Here is a 21,205-nt window from a genome sequence, read left to right on the forward strand (position 1 = left end):
GACGATCCCCGTCTCCGCGCCGCGCGTCAGCCGCTCGCCTCCGGAGCCGTCGGGCGCGACGCGCCAGATGTCGTGCTCGTCGTAGAGCAGGACGGCCTGGTCCCCGTCGAGCCAGCCGCCGGGACCGAAGTTGTGCGGGGGGATGACGTCGGTGGGCGTGTCGTAGCCGGTGTCCGCGAACTCGGCGGCCAGCGCCGACGTCATGTCATGCCGTTCGCCCGTGGCGATGTGGAGGCTGTGGTAGGCGGAGCCGTCCCACGAGAGCAGCCAGTCGCCGCCCGCGCTGGGCCACTCGTAGCGCACGCGGGTCAGGAGCCGGCGGCGCTCGCCGGTGTCCGCGTCGATCGCCCACACGTCGTGGTACGGACGGCCGAACATCGCACCCCACGGGTAGGGCTCGCTGATGTCCTCCAGGGCGTACTCCCAGCCTTCCAGGAGTTGAGCCCCGGCCATGAGGTCGGACCCGAGGACGACCGCCCGGTCGTCGTCGAGGTGCCAGACGGCGAGCAGCGAGCGCGCGGCGTCGCGGTTCTCCGAGACCTTCTGCTCCGGGAAGAGGCGGACGTCGCTCGTGTGCCAGATCTGCAGACCGGGCAGGTCGGGCTCGGCATCGGCGGCCGGGGCGTCCTCACCGTCCGGGTCACCGTCCCGCGGCTCGTCGTCCGCGCCGCCCTCATCGGCATCGTCGCCCGCTTCCGGCTCGATCGGCCGGAGCCCCAGGGAGATCATGCGGCCGTCGTCCGACCAGGCCGGGGCGCGGTGCCGGACCGCCTCGAGCGTGTCCGGGATGCCGGCCGCGTCCGCCCCGAGGACCATCGTCTCGACGCCGCGGTCCAGGCCGCGCCACGCCAGCACGTCGTAGGCAGCGCCGTCCGCGGAAGCCGCTTCGCGGGAGCGGAGGGCGGCCAGATCCGCCGAGTCGTCACGCCAGCGGAGGCTCCGGTAGGACGAACCGGAAGCGTCGGCCGAGCGCAGGGTGCCGGCATCGGCGTCGTACACCTGCACGCCGTTCCCCACATCGGCGCCCGTCGCGATGGCGAGCGCCAGAAGAGATCCGCCTGGGCTCCAGGCCATCTCGCTCACGTTCCCGAAGGAGGTCTCCGCCCCCGTCGCCAGCGTCACGATGCGCAGGTCAGCGCCCTTGCCCGGGGGCTCGTCCGGCGAATAGCCGCGCAGCGCCACGTACCGCCCGGAGGCGTCGAAGCGCCCCTCGGAGACCGCCTCGAACTCGCGGATTTCCCCGGTCTCCAGATCCATCACCGAAGCCTTCTCGCGCACCGGCTCGTCGCTCTCCGCCAGCCGCTCCCGTTCCTCCGGCGGGAGCCCGATGGTCCAGGCCAGCCAGCGCCCGTCGGGCGAGAACCGCGGCTCCGACCCCCACGGAAAGACCCGAGCGGAGTCCTCTTCGATCCTGCGCACGCCGAGTTCCGACGTCTCGTCCACCCGCGTGACCTCGTAGGCGATCCAGTCCCCGAGCGGCGAGAACTCGCCAGCGCCGAGCCGCTCCCAGCGGCCATAGTCGTCCGGCGTGACGAGCGGTCGCTCCTGGGCGGAAGCGGAGGACGGAAGGACGAACACGAGACCGCCAAGCGCGGCCAGCGTCGCAAGCGTCCGGAAACGGGAGGCGAGGGTCCAAGTCATCGCGCACTCCTGAAAATCACTGAGACTCCAGCCGGTTTCGATCGGCGGCCAACTCTTCGCTGGCCGAACGGCCCGCGGGCGCACGCCTGACCGCTTCATCGGCGGCATCGAGCCATGAACGCAACCATGCTTCGTGTCTATCCGGGATATCGCTGGGCGTTTTCATGTCTGCCATGATAGCTGTACCACCGTATCCCCCCCAACGCGTCCGGGGCACGGCTGCTTCTCCTGTTCTCGTATCGGCGCATACAACCGCGGCGCTTACGACCGCGTCAGCTTCCGGAACCGGAACAGTGCGAGCCACTGGTCGAAGGTGAGGTCGCGGGATGGTCCGGAGGGATCGAATCGGAGATCCCGACCCAGCCGGGAGATCTGCGTTCGCGTGAATTCGGATCGCAGGCACCGCCGGATCGAGCGGCCGTCGCGGCCGAAGCAACTGCGGATGAAGCGCCGGTAGTCCGCGGCCTGGGAGCGGTCCACGAGCGGTCGCGTGCGTCGCGCCAGCCACAGGGCGACGGCGTCGACGCTCGGAGGAGGATCGAAGTCGGTACGGCGAAAGCGCCGCGCGATCTCGATCTGCCACCACGGCTTGAGCAGCAGCGAGGACTGGGTCTCCCGGGCACAGGGACGGCCGGCGAACCGCTCGGCCGCTTCGCGCTGGACCACGAGCCAGGCGTCCCGCGGCGGAGGATCGGCCCGGACGAGCCGCCGGACGATGGCGGCCGTCCGGTTGAACGGGATGTTCCCCAGGACCTTGTAGGGGACATCGGGCAGCCGAAAACGCAGGAAGTCGGACCCGACGATTGTGATACGGCTGTCAGTCCGGAAGCGCGCGCGAAGCGCTTCGGCCAGCGCGCCGTCGAACTCTACCGCAACGACCGCACGGCATCGACGCGCCAGCTCTCGAGTGAGGATGCCGCGGCCCGACCCAACCTCGACGACCAGATCGCTTCGCGTGACGGGAGCCTGAGCGATCAGGCTAGCCGCAAGCGACCTGCTCCGGAGGAAGTGCTGCGAAAGGTCCGCACGCCTGGGTGTCCGTTGCCTGGACACGGCGAACCATCACGAACGTAGACATGCAATCTCCCGCGCTACACGAACAAGATTATCCCGACCAGGGATCGATCACATCCAGTCCGGTACCGTCAAAGTCACGCACGTTGCGCGTGACCAGAGTGGCCCCGCGGGCGCGGGAAATGGCAGCGATCCGGCAGTCGGCCTCGCCGATGGGTCGGCCCGCGTGGCGGCGCTCGGCGGCGATCTCCGCGTACGCTCGGGCAGCGGCACTGTCGAACGGAAGGATACGCTCTCTGAAGCCAAGATTGAGCCAGCGGGTCATGGCAGCCTCGAGCGCGTTCCGCCGCTTGCCGGCCGGCAGGATCGCGACACCGTAGAGCAATTCCGCTTCGCTGACGGCCGTCAGGTACATGTCCTGCGCATCGTGCCCGGCAATCCATGCCGCTACTGCCGCCGTCGGTTCAGTGCGCATCAGTTCCGACGCGACATTCGTGTCTATTACGAACATGAGAGCCGCTCAGGAGAAATCCGGAGGCGCACGCATCGGGCCGCGAGGGGGAAGTTCGAGTTCGACGCCGCCAAGGGACGCGAAGCACTCGCGGGTGAACGTCGCGAGGTCTCGCGGACCAGTGCGACCATCGGTGACGGCGTCGCGCAGGATGATACGCACTTCCTCCTCCATCGAACGGTGATGCTCGGCCGCGCGTACGCGAAGGCGCGTCTTTACGTCGTCGTCAAGATTGCGGATCGTGATGCTCGCCATCGGCCGTGCCTCCTCGCGGTACGGGAGCGGGCGGAGAAGCTACTGAATGATTGCAATGCAATCAAGCGTCTTCCGAAGGGGAATCGGCGGGAACGTTGGCCTGGCCCGGGGCGACGGCATGGCGCGCCGGAGAGGCCAGTTGTTCGTTTTCGGCGGGGTCGGCCGGCAGGCGCACCATGGCCAGCGACAGCTCCGCGGCGAACTCCTCGGCAAGGAGCCGATCCGGGCGCTTGATCCGCAGAACCATCTTGGCGGGGTGTTTCAGCTTGAGCCCCTGCTCGCCCGCGATCTTCTCGAACGCCAGCAGGTCCGAAGCCGCGATCACCAGCCTGGGCCCCCGGATGTGCCACCAGCGGCGCGGGGGCACCGCCGCGCCCGCCACCTTGGCCAGCGGGATCACGATCTCCTTTACGGGCTCGATCGTCTCGCTCGTCTCCCAGGTGTCGCCCATCTTCTCGGTCTGCACGGCGATCCGCCACTGAATGACGAGCTGGTCCGCCTCCAGCCGCACGAGGCCGTGCGCGGTCTCGGTCGTCGACTCGTAACCACCATGCGCATCCCAAAGGTCGGAGCTGCGCTTCAGCGTGAACGGAACAGCGGAGAAACGGGTCGCGTTCATGTCACGTGTTCTAAGGCACGCACGTCCGATCGACCAGATCCCGGTCCTGGATCTTGCGATCGGGGTCCCATGAGCGGCCGAGGCCGACAACCATCGTGACACAAGGCCGCAAAGCCGTCCGTAGTCGTCTCGAAGGGACGGATGCTCTGCAAAGGCTTAGCTCTGAGAACATCTGGCTTCTTGAGCCACGGATGGATCGGGGATCAGAGGGTGGGCGTATTGAGGCCGTGCGAGTGAACCGCTACGACGCATATGACCCCTTTGCTGGCATCTACGATCGGCATTGGGGGTTCTTCGCGACGAACGTGTACCCGATCCTCGACGATCTGGTCCTGGGGAAACTTCCACCAGGATGCGCCGTCCTCGATCTCTGCTGCGGTACCGGACAGCTTGCCGCCGAGCTTTCGCGGCAAGGCTTTCTCACGACGGGTCTGGATGGCTCGGAAGCGATGGTCGAGATCGCGAGAAGGAACGCCCCGGATGTGGAATTCGTCGTTCAGGACGCCCGGGCCATCGCTTTGTCCCACAGGTTTTCGGCGGTCTTCTCGACCTTTGACAGCCTGAACCACGTGATGAGTCTCGGCGAGCTGGAACAGGTATTTGAAGGTGTCTTCACCGTCCTGGAAGATGGCGGCTACTTCCTGTTCGACCTCAACACGGAATACGGCTACCTGTCCAGGTGGTGTGGTTCCTTCGCATATGTGGAGGAGGATCACGTTTGTGCGGGTCGGTTCTCGCACGATGCGAACGAGAGAATCGGAAGGTGCGACGTCACGCTGTTCGAACCGAAAGGTCCAAACTGGGAGCGGACTGATTTCTCTCTGACTCAGCGCTGTCACGAAGAAAGTGAGGTCAGGGAACGATTGCGAAGGGTCGGTTTCGAAGAGTTGCAGTCTGTCGATGGGAACGCACTCATCCTAGAGGGCGTGTCGCACGAGGGCAGGATGTTTTTCGTCGCAAGGAAGCCGTAGAAGTGTGGCGTCTCGCTCACACCACCGCGTCGTATGGCCCATCGTCGCCCCAACGGAAGCAGATACGCCATTGGGCGTTGATCCGAATGCTGTGCTACCGACTCCCGTCTGAAGGCGTGATCGCGGGCGGTCAGGCGGGGGACCACCAGCGGGACGGTTTCAGGCGCTCGCCGCGGCCGCTGATGCGGTCCAGCCAGAGGGCGAGTCGCCGGAGCGGCGTGCCGGCCATCCAGCGCCACACTCGACTCCAGCGCTGGCGATAGTCGCGGTTGTAGGGGCAGACGCGCACGCAGATCGAGCAGTCGGTGTTCTGGTTGGCCCAGAAGCGGAAGCACTTCTCGGCATCCGTGGTCCACTTCCGGATGCCCTGGATGTTCGACCGGTTGTGGACCAGCGTGGACGGCGCGCCGTCGGCGATCGCCCCCGCGGGGCAGCCGCTCGTACAGGCACGGCAGATGTCGCACGTCTCCTTCACGCCGAATCCGACGGGCCGGTCGTGGGCGAGCGGCATGTCGGTGAACACCTTGCCGAGCCGCACGCGGGGACCGTACTCGCGGGTGATGAGGAGGCCGTGGCGCCCGTACTCGCCCAGCCCGGCCTTGATGGCGAGCGGGATGGCCAGCGCCGAGTCGTTCATGCTGGCCACGGCCCGGTAGCCGAGGTTCGTGATGTACTGCGCGATCGCGAGCAGCACGATCGTATCCCGGGAGTAGGTGGCGCCCGTCGCGGTGCCGCTCAGCGCCGAGGGCGCCGTGCTCAGGAGTTCCCGGTCCATGGATTGGGCGATCACGATCACGTTTTCGAGATCGGTCGAGACCTCCTGCGGTTTCTCGTGCTCGTTCTCGCGGCTGTAGGCGTGCGTGTAGAGCCACCGCTCGTCGTTCCCGGTGATCCCCACCAGGTCGGCGCCCAGGGTCTTCGCGGCGTGCTTGATCTCGCGCGCCATCTCCTCGGGAGACCCCACCGGCAGCGTGCTGTCCGGGCCCTCGCGAACGGTCGTGTACGGATCCAGGAAACCTTCGCGGCGGTCGTCGCCGTCGCGCAGTTCGGCGAAGACGTCCGTCACGTGCCAGGACGCGTTGCGCAGCGCGTAGTCGCGCTGGGTGAAGCCGTCGACGGAACGCCAGGTCAGCTTCGGCGTGCGGTACGTCTCATAGAACATGTCCGAGCGGTGCGTGCGCACCTCCGGGTCCCAGAAGGAGCGGCAGAAGATGTCGTCCCTCTGTGAGAAGCGCTGGAAGTCCTCCCGGACGTCGAAGCCGGCTTCCGTGTCCATCAGAGATCCCTGCAGCCGAATTCGATGCCGGTCTTCACGGCTTCGACCAGCTCGTCGATGTCCGCCCGGGTCACGATGAGGGGCGGGGCGATGGTCACGGTGTTGTTCAGGCCGGGAATGCTGCGGGTGGTCCGGCCCACGAGCACGCCCTCCCGGGCGGCCCGGCCCACGACGGCCGCCATGACGTCTTCGCTCACGGGCGCCTTCGTCGCCTTGTCCTCCACCAGTTCAACGCCGGCGAACAGGCCCCGGCCGCGGACGTCGCCGACGTGGTCGTGGTCGAGCAGTTCGCGCAGCCGGTCCTGCAGGTAGGCGCCCATCACGCGACTGTTCCCGATCAGGTCCTCTTCCTCGATGATGCGGAGGTTCTCCAGCGCGGCCGCGAACCCGGAAGTGCATCCGCCGTAGGTGCTGATGTCCCTGAAGTAGTGGAACCTGTCGCCCGGATCCGCCAGGAACCTGTCGAACACCTCGCCGCGCACCGCGGCCGCCGAGATCGGTGCGTAGGAGCTGGCCATGCCCTTGGCCATCGTCACGATGTCCGGCACGAAATCGTAGTGCTCGAACCCGAACATCGTCCCCGTGCGTCCGAACCCGCACACGACCTCGTCGATGATCAGGATGACGCCGTATTCGTCGCAGATCTCGCGGATGACTGAAAAATATTCATCCACCGGAGGAATGACCCCCCCGCCCGCGGTGATCGGCTCGAGGATCACGGCCCCCACCGTCTCCGGCCCCTCCTCCTCGATCGCGTCGCCGAGGGCGCGCGCACACTCGATGTCGCAGGACGGATACGTTTTCCCGAAGGGACAGCGGTAGCACATCGCGTGCGGAATCCCCGAAAACCCCTCCGGGAACGGCCCGTAGGCCTGCTTGCGCTCCTCCTGACCGCTGGCGGCGAGGCAGGCGATGGTCGTGCCGTGGTAGTCGCGGTCCCGGTACAGGACCTTCGACTTCCGGCTCCCGTTCAGGTGGGCGATCTGGCGCACCATCTTGAAGGCCTTCTCGTTGGCCTCGGAGCCGCTGTTGGCGAAGAAGATGTGGTCGAGCCCGGGCATCCACTCGGCCAGCGCGCTCGCGTACTGGGCGGCCGGGACGGTGCCGACGACGCCCGCGTAGTACGGCAGCCGCTTCAACTGCTCGTAGACGACCCGCGCGATGCTCTCCCGCCCGTGGCCGACGTTCACGCACCAGACGCCGCCCGAGGTCCCGTCCAGGTACTCTTTCCCATGGATGTCCCGCACACGCGCGCCGCGGCCCTCCACGAACACCTGCGGATCCTGCGTCTCGAAGACGCTGTGCTGGAACAGGTGGTGCCAGAGATGCTTCCGGTCCTTCTCGATGACGTCCTGGACGTCGTAGTCCGCCAGCAACGCCTGTGTGTCGGACATCCGGCTCTCCTCAGCGGGCCGCAGCGGGGGCCGCCACGGCACGCTAGCTCAGGCTGAGATGGGCGTATTTCTCCAGGTGGCGCGTGGGCATGGCGAGCGCGTCGCGGCGGAAGGGCTCCGCGAGCACGTTGGCGCCTCCCTCGACGATGGCGTTGATGACGCACGGCTCGCCGCTCGCCACGGCGTCGCGCACCACGTCCCGGACGTCACGGTAGTCCTCGACGGTGTAGCCCCTCGCGCCCATCGACTCCGCCACCTTCGCGAAGTCCGGATTGCTGCGCAGGTTCGTGCCCACGAAGCGGTTGCCGTAGAAGTCGATCTGGTTCTTCTTCTCGGCGCCCCATTCGTGGTTGTTGATGACGATGGCGATGACCGGGATCTCCTCGCGCACCGCCGTCATCACCTCGCTCATCCCGCTGATGCCCCACGCGCCGTCCCCCTGGATGGCGAACACGGGAGCCGTCGGGTTGCCGATCCTGGCGCCGAGCGCGGCTCCGTACGCGAAGCCGCAGTTCCCCCACGTGAGCGCCGCGAGGTGCTGCCGCGGGCCGTCGAAGCGGAGATATCCGTTCGTGATCGAGCAGGTGTTGCCGATGTCCGTGGTCACGAGCGCGTCCCCGGGCAGCGCGCGGGTGAACTCCCACAGGAAGCGCCGCGGATGCATGAGGGCGTTGGTGGATGATGACCAGTTCTCGAGTTCCTCGTCCCAGGCCCGCTTCTCGCGGGCGACGTCGGCGATGCGCGCCTCGTTCCGCCCCGGATCCGGCCGCGCCTCCCGCAACTCGCCGAGCAGTTCGACGGCGTACTCCTTCACGTCCGCGACGGAGAAGAGCGCCGGGATCCTGCTCATGCCCCACTGCCGGGCGTCCCGGTCCACCTGAATGAGGGTGGCGTTTTCGGGCCAGTAGGTCATGTCGTACTGCGGCAGGAGGCCGAAGACCCCGAGCCGGGTCCCGAGCGCGAGTACCACGTCGGCCTTGGCGATGGTGCGCATCGCCGCCTTCGACCCGCAGTAGCCGATCGGCCCGCACCCCAGTTCATGGCTCCAGGGGAAGGTGTCGTTGTGCAGGTAGGTGTTGACGACCGGCGCGCTCAGGTGCTCGGCGAGCGCCCGAACCTCCTTCAGGGCGTCCCCCTGGCTCACGCCCCCTCCGGAGACGATGACCGGGTAGCGGGCGCCTTTCAGGATCCGGACCGCCTCTTCGATGTCCCCCTTCGGAGGCCGGCCGGGACCGAGGGAGGGCGTCGCGAAGATGTCCTCCTCGATGTCGCCGTAGAAGTAGTCCCTGGGGATGTTGAGGTGCGTGGGGCCGAGTTCGAGCTTCGCGCGGTAGAAGCAGCGCCGCGCGAGTTCGCCCATGCGCTCGGGACGGTTGACGCGCACCTGGAAGACGGTCTGGGCCTCGAACATCGGCATCTGGTCGAGTTCCTGGAAGCCTCCGGTGCCGATGCCGAGCGATCCGGTTTCGGGCGTGATGGCGACCACGGGGGAGTGCGCCCAGAAGGCGGCCGCGATCGCGGAGACGAAGTTGGCCGCGCCGGGGCCGTTCTGGGCGATGCAGGCCTGGGGCCTTCCCGTGACCCTCGCGAGCCCGTCGGCGGCGTGCGCGGCCGCCTGCTCGTGCGCGACCGAAATGAAGCGGATGCCCGCATCCGGGAACAGGTCGAGGGCGTCCATGAACGCGGATCCCACCAACCCGAATACCTCGGTCACGCCCTCCGCGACCAGCGTCTCGACGAGCGCTTCGGAGGGAGTCATCGTTCTTTTCGGCACGTCCAGCCTCCAGCGGTGCGAGCGGCGCGGTCCCGGAAGGAAATCGAGGGCGCCCGTGGTCCCCGCCCGGGCGCGCATGCAATCCGGGGAACGTAGTATAGGCGCGCCATGGGTGTCGACGAACTCATCAACAGGGTCATGCGGCCGGTCGCGGACGCGGTATCGGAGTTCATCTTCTTCTCCGTGCCGGTCGGCGGGGCCGAGATTCCGCTCATCGTGGCGTGGCTCATCGCCGGGGGCGTGTTCTTCACGCTGTACCTGGGCTTCATCAACGTGCGGGGCTTCAGGCACGCGCTCGACCTGGTCAGGGGCCGCTACACGGATCCCTCGCAGCCGGGCGAGGTGACGCCCTTTCAGGCGCTCGCGACCGCCGTGTCGGGCACGGTCGGCATCGGGAACATCGCGGGCGTGGCCGTGGCGATCTCGCTGGGCGGGCCCGGAGCTACGCTCTGGCTGATCATCGCGGGGCTGCTCGGAATGAGCACGAAGTTCGCCGAGTGCACGCTGGCGGTGAAGTATCGCCGCACCAACCCGGACGGCTCCGTGAGCGGCGGCCCGATGTACTACCTGCAGCACGGCCTGGAGCTGCGGAACCTGCCCGGGCTCGGGCGCGGCCTGGGGCTGTTCTACGCCGCCGCCATGGTGCTGGGCTGCCTCGGCATCGGCAACATGTTCCAGTCCAACCAGGCCGCCGCCATCCTGATCGAGGTGACGGGCGCCGAAGCGAGCTTCTTCAGCGACAGGGCCTGGCTGCTGGGCGTCCTCATGGCCGTCGCGGTGGCGCTGGTCATCGTCGGCGGCATCAGGAGCATCGCCCGCGTCACCTCCCGGCTGGTGCCCTTCATGGCCGTGCTCTACGTGCTGTCGGCGCTGGCGATCATCGGGCTGAACGCCGACCGGCTGCCCGGCGCCATCGTCCAGATCTGGGAGGGGGCGTTCTCGGCGGACGGCATCGGCGGCGGCATGATCGGCGTGATGGTCATCGGCTTCCGGCGCGCCGTGTTCTCGAACGAGGCCGGCCTCGGTTCCGCCGCCATCGCGCACTCGGCGGTGCAGACCGACGAACCGTCCACCGAGGGCTTCGTCGGCCTGCTCGAGCCGTTCATCGACACGGTCGTCATCTGCACGATGACGGCGCTCGTCATCATCACGACCGTCTACGATCCGGCGCTGGCCGACACCGGCATCACCGGCATCGAGATGACCAAGACCGCCTTCGAGAGCACCCTATCGTGGTCGCCCGTGCCCCTCTCCGTGGCGGCGGTGCTGTTCGCCTTTTCCACCATGATTTCGTGGAGCTACTACGGCCTGAAGTCGCTCACGTACCTGACGGGCGAGAATCGAGCCGTGGAAGCCGGCTTCAAGCTGTTCTTCTGCGGGTTCGTGGTCCTGGGCGCGAGCGTGCAGCTGGGCGCGCTGATCGATCTCTCGGACGCCGTGATCTACGTGGTCGCGATTCCCAACCTGCTCGGCCTCTACCTGCTGGCCCCGGTCCTGAAGCGCGAGATGCGCTCCTACCGCGAACGCCTCGGCCGCTACTGAGCGACGAAGCATGAAGGAGAACGAGGAGAACGAGGAGAAAGTGACCATAGCAAACGGTCCGGCGGAGCTGAGGCTCCGCGCGCTGGGTGTCGGGTATCGGCGGGGGCGGGTGGTGCTGGGCGGGCTGTCGCTCGACATCGTGCCGGGGGAGGTGCTCGCGGTGGTGGGGCCGAACGGCTCGGGGAAGACGACGCTCTTCCGCACGCTGCTGGGGGTGCTGGCTCCGATCGAGGGCGAGGCCACGGTGGCCGGTGCGGGGCCGGGGGACTACCGGCGGCGGCACGGGATCGGCTACCTGGCGGAGGACACGGTGCTCCCGCCGGGGTGGACGTGCGACGGGCTGCTCGCGCTGGCGGCGGCCGCAGCCGGTCCGGAGGCCGACGTCGAGCGGGCTTGCCGGCTGGCCGGGGTGGACTACGACACCGACGGTCCCGTCGACGCGCTCTCCAAGGGGATGCGCCGCCGGCTGGCGCTCGCCATGGCCCTGATGCGGCCGACCGGGCTGCTCTTCCTGGACGAGCCCGAGTCGGGACTGGATCCCGGGCAGCGCATCCGTCTCCGCCGGCGGATCGAGGAGATTCGCGGCCAGTCCACGATCCTCGTCGCGAGCCACGACCTCGGCGAACTGGCGATGATGAGCGACCGCGTCCTCCTGATCGACCGGAAACGCGGCCGCATCGTGCTGCCACCGGAAGGCGGGTTCACGCGCGAGTTCCTCGAGACGGAGTTCGTCGGACTGGAAGGGGCGGTGTCATGAACGGGACCATGAACATCATCAAGACCTCCATGCTGAACGCGTTGCGCCGCAGGTGGAAGCTCGCGCTGGTCGTGTTCCTGTTCGGCGTCGGCCTGGTCATCTTCACGCACGCCTACGACATGACGGCCCTGGATAACGTGCGGATCAGCGGGACGCCGGTCGGCGCCGACGGCGGCGAGCCGACCCCCGAGGAGGTCGAAGCCATGGCGCGCCGAGCGGGCATGTTCGTCCTCTTCGCTCTGTTGGCCGCCGCCTTCGCCTTCGGCACGATCCTCTTCGCCTTCCTGATGCCGGGCGGGATGGTCGCGAACGAGCAACGGAGCGGCGCGATCATGCTGTGGGCGCAGCATCCGATGCCGCTGCGCTCCTTCTACCTGCGGCGATATGCCGGCGTACAGATCGCCACCGTCGCCGCTCTCGCGATCTTCGGTCTGACGGGCGCCGTCGCGGCCCTGTCGCCAGGGGGCGGGTCCCCCACGGGAGTGGGAGGGGCGGTGAACCTCTGCCTCACCGGCGTGCTCGCATGCGCGATCAGCTTCGCGATCACCGCGCTGGGCGTCCGCCGCGCCGCGCTCTTCGGGATGCTGTACTTCGTGCTCTCGGGGACTGTGGAGGGGGTGCAGGTGACCAGCTCTGAGATGGGCAGGAATCCAGAGACCTGGTCGGCGGGGGAGGCGGTCGGGGGCGTACTGCCGTTCCTCATCTTTCCCAGTAGAGTCATCGACGATCTCGTCGCGGGGTTCGGGGCCGGCGCGGCGTGGGACTGGGGGGCGACGGGACTCGTCCTCTATCACTTCGCGCTGTGGACCGGCATCGCGTGGCTCGGGCTGCTCAGGATCGAGAAGCGGCCGCTGAAGCTGTGACGCGGCGGCTGTGACGCAGCTGCCGCGGCGCAGTTACTGCTGCAGGCGGAGGACGAAGAGGCCCTCGTCCCAGCTCGACGCGATGAAGATGCCGCTCTCGAACCAGGGGTAGGTCGACCAGGAGCCGTCGAAGTTCGTTTCGTTGTGCGCGGGCACGGTGTCGAAATACCCGGCCTCCATCGGGTTCGCGGGGTCCGAGATGTCGAGGATGCGCACGCCGAACGCGTAGTTGGAGTGGTAGATCAGGCTGCCGTGCACGTAGAGGTTGTGGTCGATCGCCTCGGTCGGGCCCAGATGCTCCTTGGCAAGAACCGGATCGTCGAGGTCGGCGAGGTCCCACACGAGCAGGCGCGTGCGAGAGACACGGTTGTTCCTCTCGTCGTTCTCGTCGTTCTGGTAGAAGTACCGGTGGTCCTCGCTGAGCCACCCCTGGTGGATGTAGTCGCGGTCGGCGTATGTGGCGGTCGACAGCGTCACCGGGTTCGCCTTGTCCGTCACGTCGGACACGACGATCGCCGTCTCGTTCGAACCGAAGCAGATCTCGCGGCCCGCGTGCTCCGCGTCCGGCCCCCGGTACACGACGCACTGGACGTCGTGCGTGTAGCCGCTGCCGCGGAACCCGGTCCCTTCCGCGGCATGGCAACCCGCGAAGGTCGGGCTCTTCGGGTCCGAGAGGTCGATCATGTGCAGGCCGCCACCGCAGGTCTCGCCGCCGGAGTTGCTGCCGACGGCGTAGGCGAAGCCCGTCTCCTCGTTGATCGCGATGTTGTGGACCGCGCTCACCTCCCGGTAGCGCGCGTCCGCCGCCAGTTCCGTGAACGCCGTGAGTCCGCGAAGCCGGGTGAGATCGAGGACCTGCATCCCGTGGCCCGTGATGTTGTCCGCGACGACGTAGGCGTGATCCTCGTACACCTTCATGTCGCGCCAGCCGCTGTGCGAGGTCGCCGAGGGCATGAAGGCGATGGGGCGCGGTTCGGTCGGGGTCGAGAGGTCGACGATGGCGAGCCCGTCGTGGCGGCCCACCAGCGCGTACTCCACGCCCGTCTGCGGGTCGGTCCACCCCCAGATGTCGTTCACGGCCCATTGGTCCGCCGATCCCGCCGGCGTCCGTCCCGGGCTCAGGTCCGGCAGGGATACGTGCGCCGCGAGATCCACGCGGTCGCACGGGAACCCGGCGGCCGAGCCACCCGAGCAGGGCACGATCTGCGCCGCGACGGGAGGAGGCGGCGGCGGCTCGGGCGGATCGATCGGACCCGGATCGGGCGGACCGGTCGGGGGGTCCCCGCACGCGGCCGCCGCGACCGCCACGATGGCGAGCGCGGGGATGCGGCGCATCAGGGGCTCAGCAGGAGCCGCGGGCCCAGGAGGCGGGCCGGGTCCGCGTCCGGCTTCGGCGTGAACTTGTTGATCCAGCCTCCGCTGTAGGACGCGATATACAGGTTGCCGTCCTCGTCCATGTCCATCTGGTGTGGGAGCGAGAGGCCGCCAGGCCATATCCCGCGCCCGATGGCGCCGGCCGCCCCGTAGGCGCCCCAGTAGTCCTGGAGGACGCCGTCCCGATCGTACTTCAGGACGCGGTTCAGCGACGCGTCCAGGACCCACACGGCGCCCTGCTCGTCGAGCCAGATGTTCACGGGGTCGAAGATGTTCGGCCATTCCTCGATGAACTCGCCGTCGTGCGTGAACAGCTGGAGGCGCTCGTTCTGGCGGTCCCCGACGTAGACGCGCTCCTCGTCCGCCGCGAGGCCGTGCAGGAGATCGAATTCACCGGGTCCGGTGCCGAGCCCTCCCCACTGCATGATGAACTCCCCATCCTCCGAATACTTGATGATCCGCGAGTTCCAGTACCCGTCTGCGAGGAGGAAGCTCCCGTCCGGGAGGAACGCGAGCTTGGACGGCCAGCCGTAGGTGTAGGGTCCCCAGTCGTCCCGGGCGCGGGCGGCTTCGCGCGTCTTCGGGTGATCCCGTTCGCCGAGGCGCATGACGATCTCGCTGCCGTCGTTCGTGAACTTGACGACCTGCATGTGCCCTTCGCCGCCGCCGCTGTCGATGACCCACACGTGCCGGTCGGGGTCGTAGGGGCTGATGTACACCTGGTGCGGGAGGGTGAAGATCGAGTCCCACTGCGCCCACTGTTCCACGATCTCGCCGTTCCCGTTCGCGACGACGATGTAGTTCGTGCGGCGGAGGCGCCCCTCGCGGGGGACGGACCGGTCGGCGGGCCAGTCGCCGCGTGTGACGACGATGATGCGGTCCGCGTGGTCCACGGCGACGCCGGCCACCTGTCCCCAGCCCCATTCGTCGTCGTGGTCGGGCGCGGACTTCCACCAGCCGGCCACGGGATCGTAGGGTCCGGTGCGGTCGTCTCCCCCCTTCACGACAGCGCCGTTCGCCGTGTCCGCGGCCCGGCCCTCGCCGCCGCACGCCCAGGAGGCGGCCGCGACGGCGGCCAGCGCCCAAGTCGCGAACAGGCCCCCTCCCGCGCGTCTTTGCGGCGGTTCGGGTTCGCCCGACTCAGGACCGTCGCCGCCGATGGGCCCGCCAAACCGGGCACGGGAATCCTCCGCGCATTCCCAGCAAAGGAACGGGTTGGACCTTGGAAAACGCGCGACGTCCCCGCACCTGCGGCACAACCTTTCCGAACGCTTCGAGCCGTCAGCCACGTCTCTTCTCCTCGGTGGTTGTCCGCGCGGGGGCCCATGGGTCGTCGATGCCGGCGCCGGGGCACGAGTCGCCGGTGTCGAGGAAGTGCGTGTGGAGGCACTCGAGCGTCGCGCCGAGGCTCGTCAGCAGATCGACCGTCTCCGGGAACGGGACGCGGGTGAAGAACCCGGCCCGGCCGCCGCGCGCCATGTCCGCCGTGGACTGTCCGAGGCGGGTGATCGCGGTGACGTCCCCGCCCCGTGACACGAGGTACTCGATCAGTTCGTTGTCGCCGCGCGAGGCGGCGTAGTGCATCGGCGTGTAGAGCCAGGAGTCGCGCTGGTCGACGTCCGCGCCGAGTTCCTCGATCAGGTACTTCACGGCGGGGATGAACTGGTCGGGCCGGTTGCGGACGCTGAACGCGCCCAGACCGAGATAGCCTCCGCCCGCGGCGGCGTGGATCGGCCACGCGTTGGGCGCGCCCTCGGGGATCCAGGGCAGGGCCGAGTCCTCCTGCTGGCGGCCGTCCTGCTGCCGACGCTCGCGCATCCCGACCTCGGGCCAGCGCGTCGGGATGTTCGGATCCGCGCCGTGCGCGACGAGCAGCCTCATCGCCTCGAGGTCCTGGGCGAAGGCCGCGCGCCAGAACGGCGTCGCCCCGGTGAGATCGACCCCCATCTTCGTGAGGCCGTATTCCCAGTACCACAGGTGCGTGTTGAGGCGCCGGTTGGGATCGGCCCCTGCTTCGAGCAGCGCGCGGAGCACGTCCATGTGCCCGGCGTCCTGCAGGTCCTGCGCGCGCGGCTGCGGGTAGTTGGACTTCGGCGCCCACTGCGTCTGGAGGACGGCGAAGAGGGGCGTGGCCCCGTCCGTCGAGGCGGCGAGGTCGGGGTCGGCCCCGCGCTCGATGAGGGCGAGCGCGAAGTCGAACTGGCCGTTGAGCGCCGCCATTAGGAGCGGGGTCGTGGCGTCCGCGCTCGCCTGGTCGATGTCCGCGCCGCCGTCGAGCAGGGCCGTGGCCGCTTCGATGTGGCCCTCGCGGGCCGCGTGCAGCAGCGCGGTCATCCCGCCGGTCCGGCCGACGAGCACCTCGCGGTACGGCGGACGGATGAGGTCGGGACCGCCCGGATAGTCGGGTCCCAGGCGGCCGAGCGAATGTGCGCTGACTTCGCCGACGTCGTAGCCGGAGCGGAGGAACTCGCGCTGGGCACGGATGGCCGCCTGCACACGGGCCGGGCCGGGCTCGCCCGGCCACTCGGCTTCGGGGTCGACCTCGGGCCCGTACGGTCCGAGCGTCTCCGGGGGCGCGCCGATCATGTCCCGCATGCGGCGGTTGGCTTCACGGTCCAGCGCCAGACTGGGCAGGACGTCGACCACGGCGGTCGCGATGCCGGGGTCGGCGCCGGCCTCGAGCAGCGCGGCCGCGGCGGCCGGCCGGTTCGCGGCGGCGGCGAACATCAGGGGGGTCTGCCCCGCCGACCCCTCCCGGGCGTTCGGATCCGCGCCGTGGTCGAGCAGCGCGGCCACGGCCGACCGGCCGTCCACGGCGGCGGCGGCGAGGTGCAGCGCGGTCACGCCGCTGTTCGTCGTCGCGGCGTTCGCGTCGGCCCCGGCCTCGAGCAGGAGCGCGACGACGGGCCCGTGCCCTCCGCGGGCAGCCAGGTGCAGCGGCGCATAGCGGCCGATCCGCGTCCCGGCGTCGACCGCCGCGCCCGCATCGATCAGCGCCCGGGCCGCGTCCGCGTGGCCGCGCTCGGCGGCGAAGTGCAGCGCCGTCACCCCGTCGCCCGGCGCCGCGTTCACGTCCGCGCCGTCCTTCACGAGCCCCCGCACGACCTCCACAGCCCCATCGCGCGCGGCTTCGAGCAGGCGGTCGTCGGGGGAGGACGCTCCCTCCTGTGCGGCGGAGCCCGCCGGGAGGAGGGCCGACAGCACGAGCGCGACCGCGAAGCGCCGCCTCATCGCGCGCCGCTCCCCGAGGCCGCTTCGCCCGTGAATTCGAGCGGGAGGATCCCGTCGCTGTCGCCGAAGGTGGCCATCTCCGGGTGTCCGATCTTCCGCATGAGGCTCACGAACGCGTTCGCCATCGGGGTTCCGTCCGGGGCCCGCAGATGGACGCCGCCCTCGAGCGCCCCGTTCGCCCCGCCCATGATCAGCAGCGGGGCCCGCCGGTGGTTGTGGAGGTTCCCGTCCGCCATCGGCGACCCCCACACGATCGCCGTCTTGTCGAGCAGCGACGCGTCGCCCTCCACCGTGTCCCGCATTTTTTTCAGGAAATAGGCGACCTGCCCCAGCCGGTACGTGTTGATCCGGTTGAAATCCATGATGTCCTCGGGGACGTTCCCGTGGTGCGAGGCCCCGTGGACGGACTTCGTCGTCCCGCTCTCCGGGAAGGTCCGGTTGGATTGATCGAAGCCGGTCTTGAAGGTGATGACGCGCGTGAGGTCGGTCTGCAGCGCGAGCAGCTGCAGGTCGAACATCAGCTGCATGTGCTCCTCGAAGGAGTCGGGGACCCCGGAGGGCGCCTCCGGCATCTCCCGTTCCTCCCCGCTCGAGTTGCGCGCCTCGACGAGCTGGATCCGGCGCTCGATCTCGCGGATGTGCTCGACGTATTCGTCCAGCGCGACCCGGTCCGCCGCGCCCAGCGTCCTGCGGAGCCGGGCGACCTCGGTCGCGATCCAGTCGATCATGCTGCGGTCCGTGCGGCGCCGCGCCGCCCGGTCCTCGGCCGAGTCCCCGGCCCCGAACAGGCGTTCGAACACGACGCGCGGCTCCCGGATCGCCGGCAGCGGCTGGTTCGGCGACGCCCACGCGAGCGACGTCGTGTACGCACAGTGGTAGTTGTACGCACAGCCCCCACCGCGATCGATGCCCTCGATGCAGAGTTCGAGCGAGGGGAGCACGGTCTCGCGCCCGAACCGCTGCGCGTGCAACTGGTCGAGCGAGGTGCCGAGGAAAATGTCGGAGCCCTGCGTCTGCTTCGGATGCGCCTGGGTGAGGAACACCGCCGTCGACCGGTCGTGGTCGCCGCCGATCTCCTCCGCCCGGAACGCTTCCGCCGAGCGGCAGTCCGTGTTGCTCACGATCGTCGTGTACTCGCGGAACGCCTCCAGCGGCTTGAGCTGGCTGTCCGCCACGAGTTCGAAATCGCGGCCCGGCGTCGCGGGCGCGAACAGGTGACGTTCGTCGCCCCAGTCGCTCGAACCCGCCACCCCCATCGACTCCTCGATGCAGACGAGGCGCGTGAACTCCGCCGCCTTCATCGGGTCGGCCCAGAGCCGCCCCGCGGGGACCATCGCGTCGAGCAGCGGCAGCGCGACGCTGGCGCCGGCCCCCCGAAGGAAGGTGCGGCGCGAGAGGTGTGTACCGGTGATGAAGTTCATGAGCCTGCTCCACTTCTCGTGCGGTCGTCCGCCACCTCCTCGTCGTCCACGGTGGGCGCGGGACGCGCCATCCGGAAGGGGTCGCTATTAACGACGCCGAGGATGAACGAGGACAAGCGGTAGTCGTTGGCTTCCGCTTCGCGTGCGATGGCCCGGATCCCGGGCTGGTCGAAGTATTCCGCGCGGCGTCCCGTCGCGTACGCGAGCAGGTGCGCGGTGAAGTTCCGGACGAGCGGGATCGGCCGCTTCATGAGGACGTGGACGAGCTCCGCCGGCGTGCTCACGTCGGTCCCGTCGTAGAAGGTCCCTCGCGTGTCGAGCGCGACGCCGTTCTCGCGAACCCGCACCCGCCCCGTCACGTCGTAGTTGTCGAGCGCGAGCCCGATCGGGTCCATGAACCGGTGGCAGGCGCGGCACGTCGGGCTGGCCGCGTGCATCTCCAGCCGCTCCCGCGTCGTCAGCAGCCGCCCCGACCGGGCCGATTCGGTGTCGTCGAAGGCGGGTATGTTGGGCGGCGGGGGCGGGGGCGGCGTGCCCATGAGCACCTCCATCACCCACTTGCCGCGCAACACCGGCGACGTGCGCGCGGACATCGAGGTGAGGAGCAGCACGCTCCCGTGCCCCAGCACCCCGCGCCGGCTGTGGTCCGGATAGGTCACCCGCCGGAACTCGGGTCCCGAGACCCCCGGGATCCCGTAGTGGCCGGCGAGGCGCTCGTTCAGGAAGGTGTAGTCCGCCGTGAACAGCTCGAGTAGACTCCGGTCCTCCCGGACGAGGTAATCGAAGAGGAACTGCGTCTCCCGGACCAGGTCCTCGCGAAGCTGACCGGTGAAGTCCGGGTAGAGGTAGGGCTCGGGCTGGTTGTCCTCCGCGTCCTGGAGCCGCAGCCACTGCGAGGCGAAGCGCGTGGAGAGCGCCTCCGCGCGCGGGTCCGCGAGCATCCGCCGCACCTGCGCCTCGAGGACCGCCGGATCCGAGAGCCGTCGCTCCGCGGCCAGCGTCAGTAGTTCGTCGTCCGGGCTCGCCGCCCAGAGGAAGAAGGAGAGGCGCGAGGCGAGGTCCACGTCCGCGATCGGGTAGCTCTCGCCGGGCGCGATTTCGGACGGCGCCTGCTCGAGACGGAAGATGAAGGAGGGGTTGGCGAGGATCGCCTGGAGCGCGGTCCGGACCCCGATCTCGAAGCCGTCCTCTGACGCGGCATCATCGTAGAAGGCCATGGGTCCCGCGAGATCGTCCTCCGTCACCGGCCGCCGGTACGCCGCTCGCGCGAGCCGGGTCACGATCGCCTCCGCGCACGCCCGAGCCTCCGCCGGCGCAACCGACGCCTCCGCCTCCGCTGTCTCCGCCGGCCCAGCCTGACCGGGATGGCAGTGGAAGATCTTCCGCCGACTCGCCGTCTCGGAGAGTCCGGAGCTGCGGCGGGGACCCGTGATCATCAGGTCGCTCAGGTGGGGGAGCGCGGTGATCCCGTAGTTCGCCCACGCCTGGGAGTCCTCGCCTCCGACGAAGGACCAGCCCGGCGTCTTCAGGCGGTCCTCGTACGGTCCCTCGATCGTGCGCACGAACGCGGCCGCGACCTGGCGCTGGCCCGCCTTCACGAAGATGGGCTCCGTGCGGATCGGCACCGTCGAGCGCCCGCCGTGCTCGAGGCCAAGAAGGGCGACCCCCTCCCCGCCGATCGAGATGTCGACGTCCTGGAAGCCGGTCCCCTGCCCGAAGAGCGTCTCGATCGAGACTACGTACTCTCCGTCCACCGGGAAGTCGTGGGTTACGACCATCCCGCCGCGGGTCCCGTACGGCGTGCCCTCGATGTGATCCCAGGCGTGCTGCGAGACGTCGATCGGGTTCGTGTACTTGGCGGTCTTCGAGAGGGCGGACGGGTTGCCGACCGCGATCCGGCTCACCTCCGTAGCGGCCCTCAGGTAGGCCTCGAGGAGGGTGGTCGAGAGGCCCTGCGCGTCCGACATGTTGTCGAAGGCGCCGAGGTAGGTGTCCGCCGGAAGCCAGCGGCTGGCGTCGATCTCGAGGTCGAGGAGATCGCGGATGACGCGCTCGTACTCGGCCCGGTTCAGCCGCTGAAAGCGCCGTGAGCCGGGGTTCCGGTCGCGGGCGGCCTCGCGGTCGACGACGGTCTCGAGCGCCTCGACGAGGGCGAGGAGCGTGTCCGGCGAGGGCCGGCGCTGGCCGGGCGGCGGCATCATCCCCGCGCGGAGCTTCCGGATCATCTTCTCCGCCGTGGGGGCCCGGTCGTGCGCCGCCTCCACGGCGAACGTCTCCAGCGTGAGGTTCCCGCGCAGGAGGCGCTCGTTGTGACAGCGGACGCAGTAGCGCTGGACGACCGCCGTCAGATCCGCCGTGTCCGCGAGGGCGGCCGCGTAGGCCGACGCAGCGGAGGTTTGCTCAGGGAGCGGGCCGGCGCGGGACGCACGGTCCCCCGAAGGCTGCCCCGTGAGAGCCAACCACAGCCACAGAACCGCACCCGCACTCAGTGTCTTCACGCGCCCGTCCTTCGAGACCGATGGATGACGCCGCTTCGCAACCCTTCAACTTAGGAAACGTCAT

General features: G+C 69.1%; 16 protein-coding genes and 1 pseudogene. 4 read left to right on the forward strand and 13 right to left on the reverse strand.

Annotated elements, in window-relative coordinates:
* From RN729_RS05915 to RN729_RS05935, 5 genes and pseudogenes are all read right to left on the reverse strand, one after another.
* Positions 1–1,641: pseudogene (locus RN729_RS05915) on the reverse strand (hypothetical protein); the annotation flags it as partial.
* Positions 1,642–1,902: 261 nt separating this feature from the next.
* Positions 1,903–2,694 (reverse strand): 23S ribosomal RNA methyltransferase Erm, encoded by a 792-nt coding sequence (gene erm / locus RN729_RS05920; protein WP_310782756.1) that lies wholly within the window; start codon positions 2,692–2,694, stop codon positions 1,903–1,905.
* Between the two features lie 52 nt (positions 2,695–2,746).
* Positions 2,747–3,166, reverse strand: coding sequence for a type II toxin-antitoxin system VapC family toxin (locus RN729_RS05925; RefSeq protein ID WP_310782757.1), 420 nt, complete (start codon positions 3,164–3,166; stop codon positions 2,747–2,749).
* Between the two features lie 9 nt (positions 3,167–3,175).
* Positions 3,176–3,421, reverse strand: coding sequence for a hypothetical protein (locus tag RN729_RS05930; RefSeq protein ID WP_310782758.1), 246 nt, complete (start codon positions 3,419–3,421; stop codon positions 3,176–3,178).
* A gap of 61 nt (positions 3,422–3,482) precedes the next feature.
* Complete coding sequence (locus RN729_RS05935; protein WP_310782759.1) at positions 3,483–4,040, reverse strand: hypothetical protein; 558 nt, start codon at positions 4,038–4,040, stop codon at positions 3,483–3,485.
* Positions 4,041–4,273: 233 nt separating this feature from the next.
* On the opposite strand from RN729_RS05935, the gene RN729_RS05940 reads away from it, so the two are divergent.
* The gene (locus tag RN729_RS05940) at positions 4,274–5,011 is read left to right on the forward strand and encodes a class I SAM-dependent methyltransferase (protein ID WP_310782760.1); all 738 of its coding nucleotides are present in this window, start codon (positions 4,274–4,276) and stop codon (positions 5,009–5,011) included.
* A 130-nt stretch (positions 5,012–5,141) separates the two neighbouring features.
* Here RN729_RS05940 and RN729_RS05945 read toward each other — a convergent pair whose 3' ends face one another.
* From RN729_RS05945 to xsc, 3 genes are read right to left on the reverse strand one after another with little or no spacing between them, the layout of a single operon-like run.
* The gene (locus tag RN729_RS05945; RefSeq protein WP_310782761.1) at positions 5,142–6,287 is read right to left on the reverse strand and encodes a reductive dehalogenase domain-containing protein; all 1,146 of its coding nucleotides are present in this window, start codon (positions 6,285–6,287) and stop codon (positions 5,142–5,144) included.
* Positions 6,287–7,681, reverse strand: coding sequence for an aminotransferase (locus RN729_RS05950; RefSeq protein ID WP_310782762.1), 1,395 nt, complete (start codon positions 7,679–7,681; stop codon positions 6,287–6,289). Before RN729_RS05950 ends, RN729_RS05945 begins: the two co-directional genes overlap by 1 nt.
* Before the next feature lie 43 nt (positions 7,682–7,724).
* Positions 7,725–9,455: a sulfoacetaldehyde acetyltransferase gene (gene xsc / locus RN729_RS05955; protein ID WP_310782763.1), complete on the reverse strand. Its 1,731-nt coding sequence runs from the start codon at positions 9,453–9,455 to the stop codon at positions 7,725–7,727.
* A gap of 108 nt (positions 9,456–9,563) precedes the next feature.
* Here xsc and RN729_RS05960 point away from each other — a divergent pair, with 108 nt between their 5' ends.
* From RN729_RS05960 to RN729_RS05970, 3 genes are read left to right on the forward strand one after another with little or no spacing between them, the layout of a single operon-like run.
* A complete protein-coding gene (locus tag RN729_RS05960; protein ID WP_310782764.1) occupies positions 9,564–10,997 on the forward strand; it encodes an alanine/glycine:cation symporter family protein in 1,434 nt (477 codons plus the stop codon).
* 10 nt (positions 10,998–11,007) lie between these two features.
* The gene (locus RN729_RS05965; protein WP_310782765.1) at positions 11,008–11,754 is read left to right on the forward strand and encodes an ABC transporter ATP-binding protein; all 747 of its coding nucleotides are present in this window, start codon (positions 11,008–11,010) and stop codon (positions 11,752–11,754) included.
* Positions 11,751–12,617 carry a hypothetical protein gene (locus RN729_RS05970; RefSeq protein WP_310782766.1) on the forward strand — a complete coding sequence of 289 codons (867 nt, stop codon included), beginning with the start codon at positions 11,751–11,753 and terminating at the stop codon, positions 12,615–12,617. The genes RN729_RS05965 and RN729_RS05970 overlap by 4 nt, the downstream gene beginning before the upstream one ends.
* Before the next feature lie 33 nt (positions 12,618–12,650).
* On the opposite strand, the gene RN729_RS05975 is transcribed toward RN729_RS05970, so the two are convergent.
* From RN729_RS05975 to RN729_RS05995, 5 genes are all read right to left on the reverse strand, one after another.
* A complete protein-coding gene (locus tag RN729_RS05975) occupies positions 12,651–13,952 on the reverse strand; it encodes a choice-of-anchor B family protein (protein ID WP_310782767.1) in 1,302 nt (433 codons plus the stop codon).
* Entirely contained in the window at positions 13,952–14,995 is a 1,044-nt protein-coding gene (locus RN729_RS05980; RefSeq protein ID WP_310782768.1) for a hypothetical protein, read from the reverse strand. The genes RN729_RS05975 and RN729_RS05980 overlap by 1 nt, the downstream gene beginning before the upstream one ends.
* Before the next feature lie 277 nt (positions 14,996–15,272).
* On the reverse strand, positions 15,273–17,222 hold the full coding sequence (locus RN729_RS05985; protein ID WP_310782769.1) for an ankyrin repeat domain-containing protein: 1,950 nt from the start codon (positions 17,220–17,222) through the stop codon (positions 15,273–15,275).
* Entirely contained in the window at positions 17,219–18,643 is a 1,425-nt protein-coding gene (locus RN729_RS05990) for a DUF1552 domain-containing protein (RefSeq protein WP_310782770.1), read from the reverse strand. Before RN729_RS05990 ends, RN729_RS05985 begins: the two co-directional genes overlap by 4 nt.
* Positions 18,640–21,141, reverse strand: coding sequence for a DUF1592 domain-containing protein (locus tag RN729_RS05995; RefSeq protein WP_310782771.1), 2,502 nt, complete (start codon positions 21,139–21,141; stop codon positions 18,640–18,642). Before RN729_RS05995 ends, RN729_RS05990 begins: the two co-directional genes overlap by 4 nt.
* Positions 21,142–21,205: the final 64 nt, after the last annotated feature.

Origin of the sequence: Candidatus Palauibacter polyketidifaciens (assembly GCF_947581785.1) — a bacterium.
GTDB lineage: Bacteria > Gemmatimonadota > Gemmatimonadetes > Palauibacterales > Palauibacteraceae > Palauibacter > Palauibacter polyketidifaciens.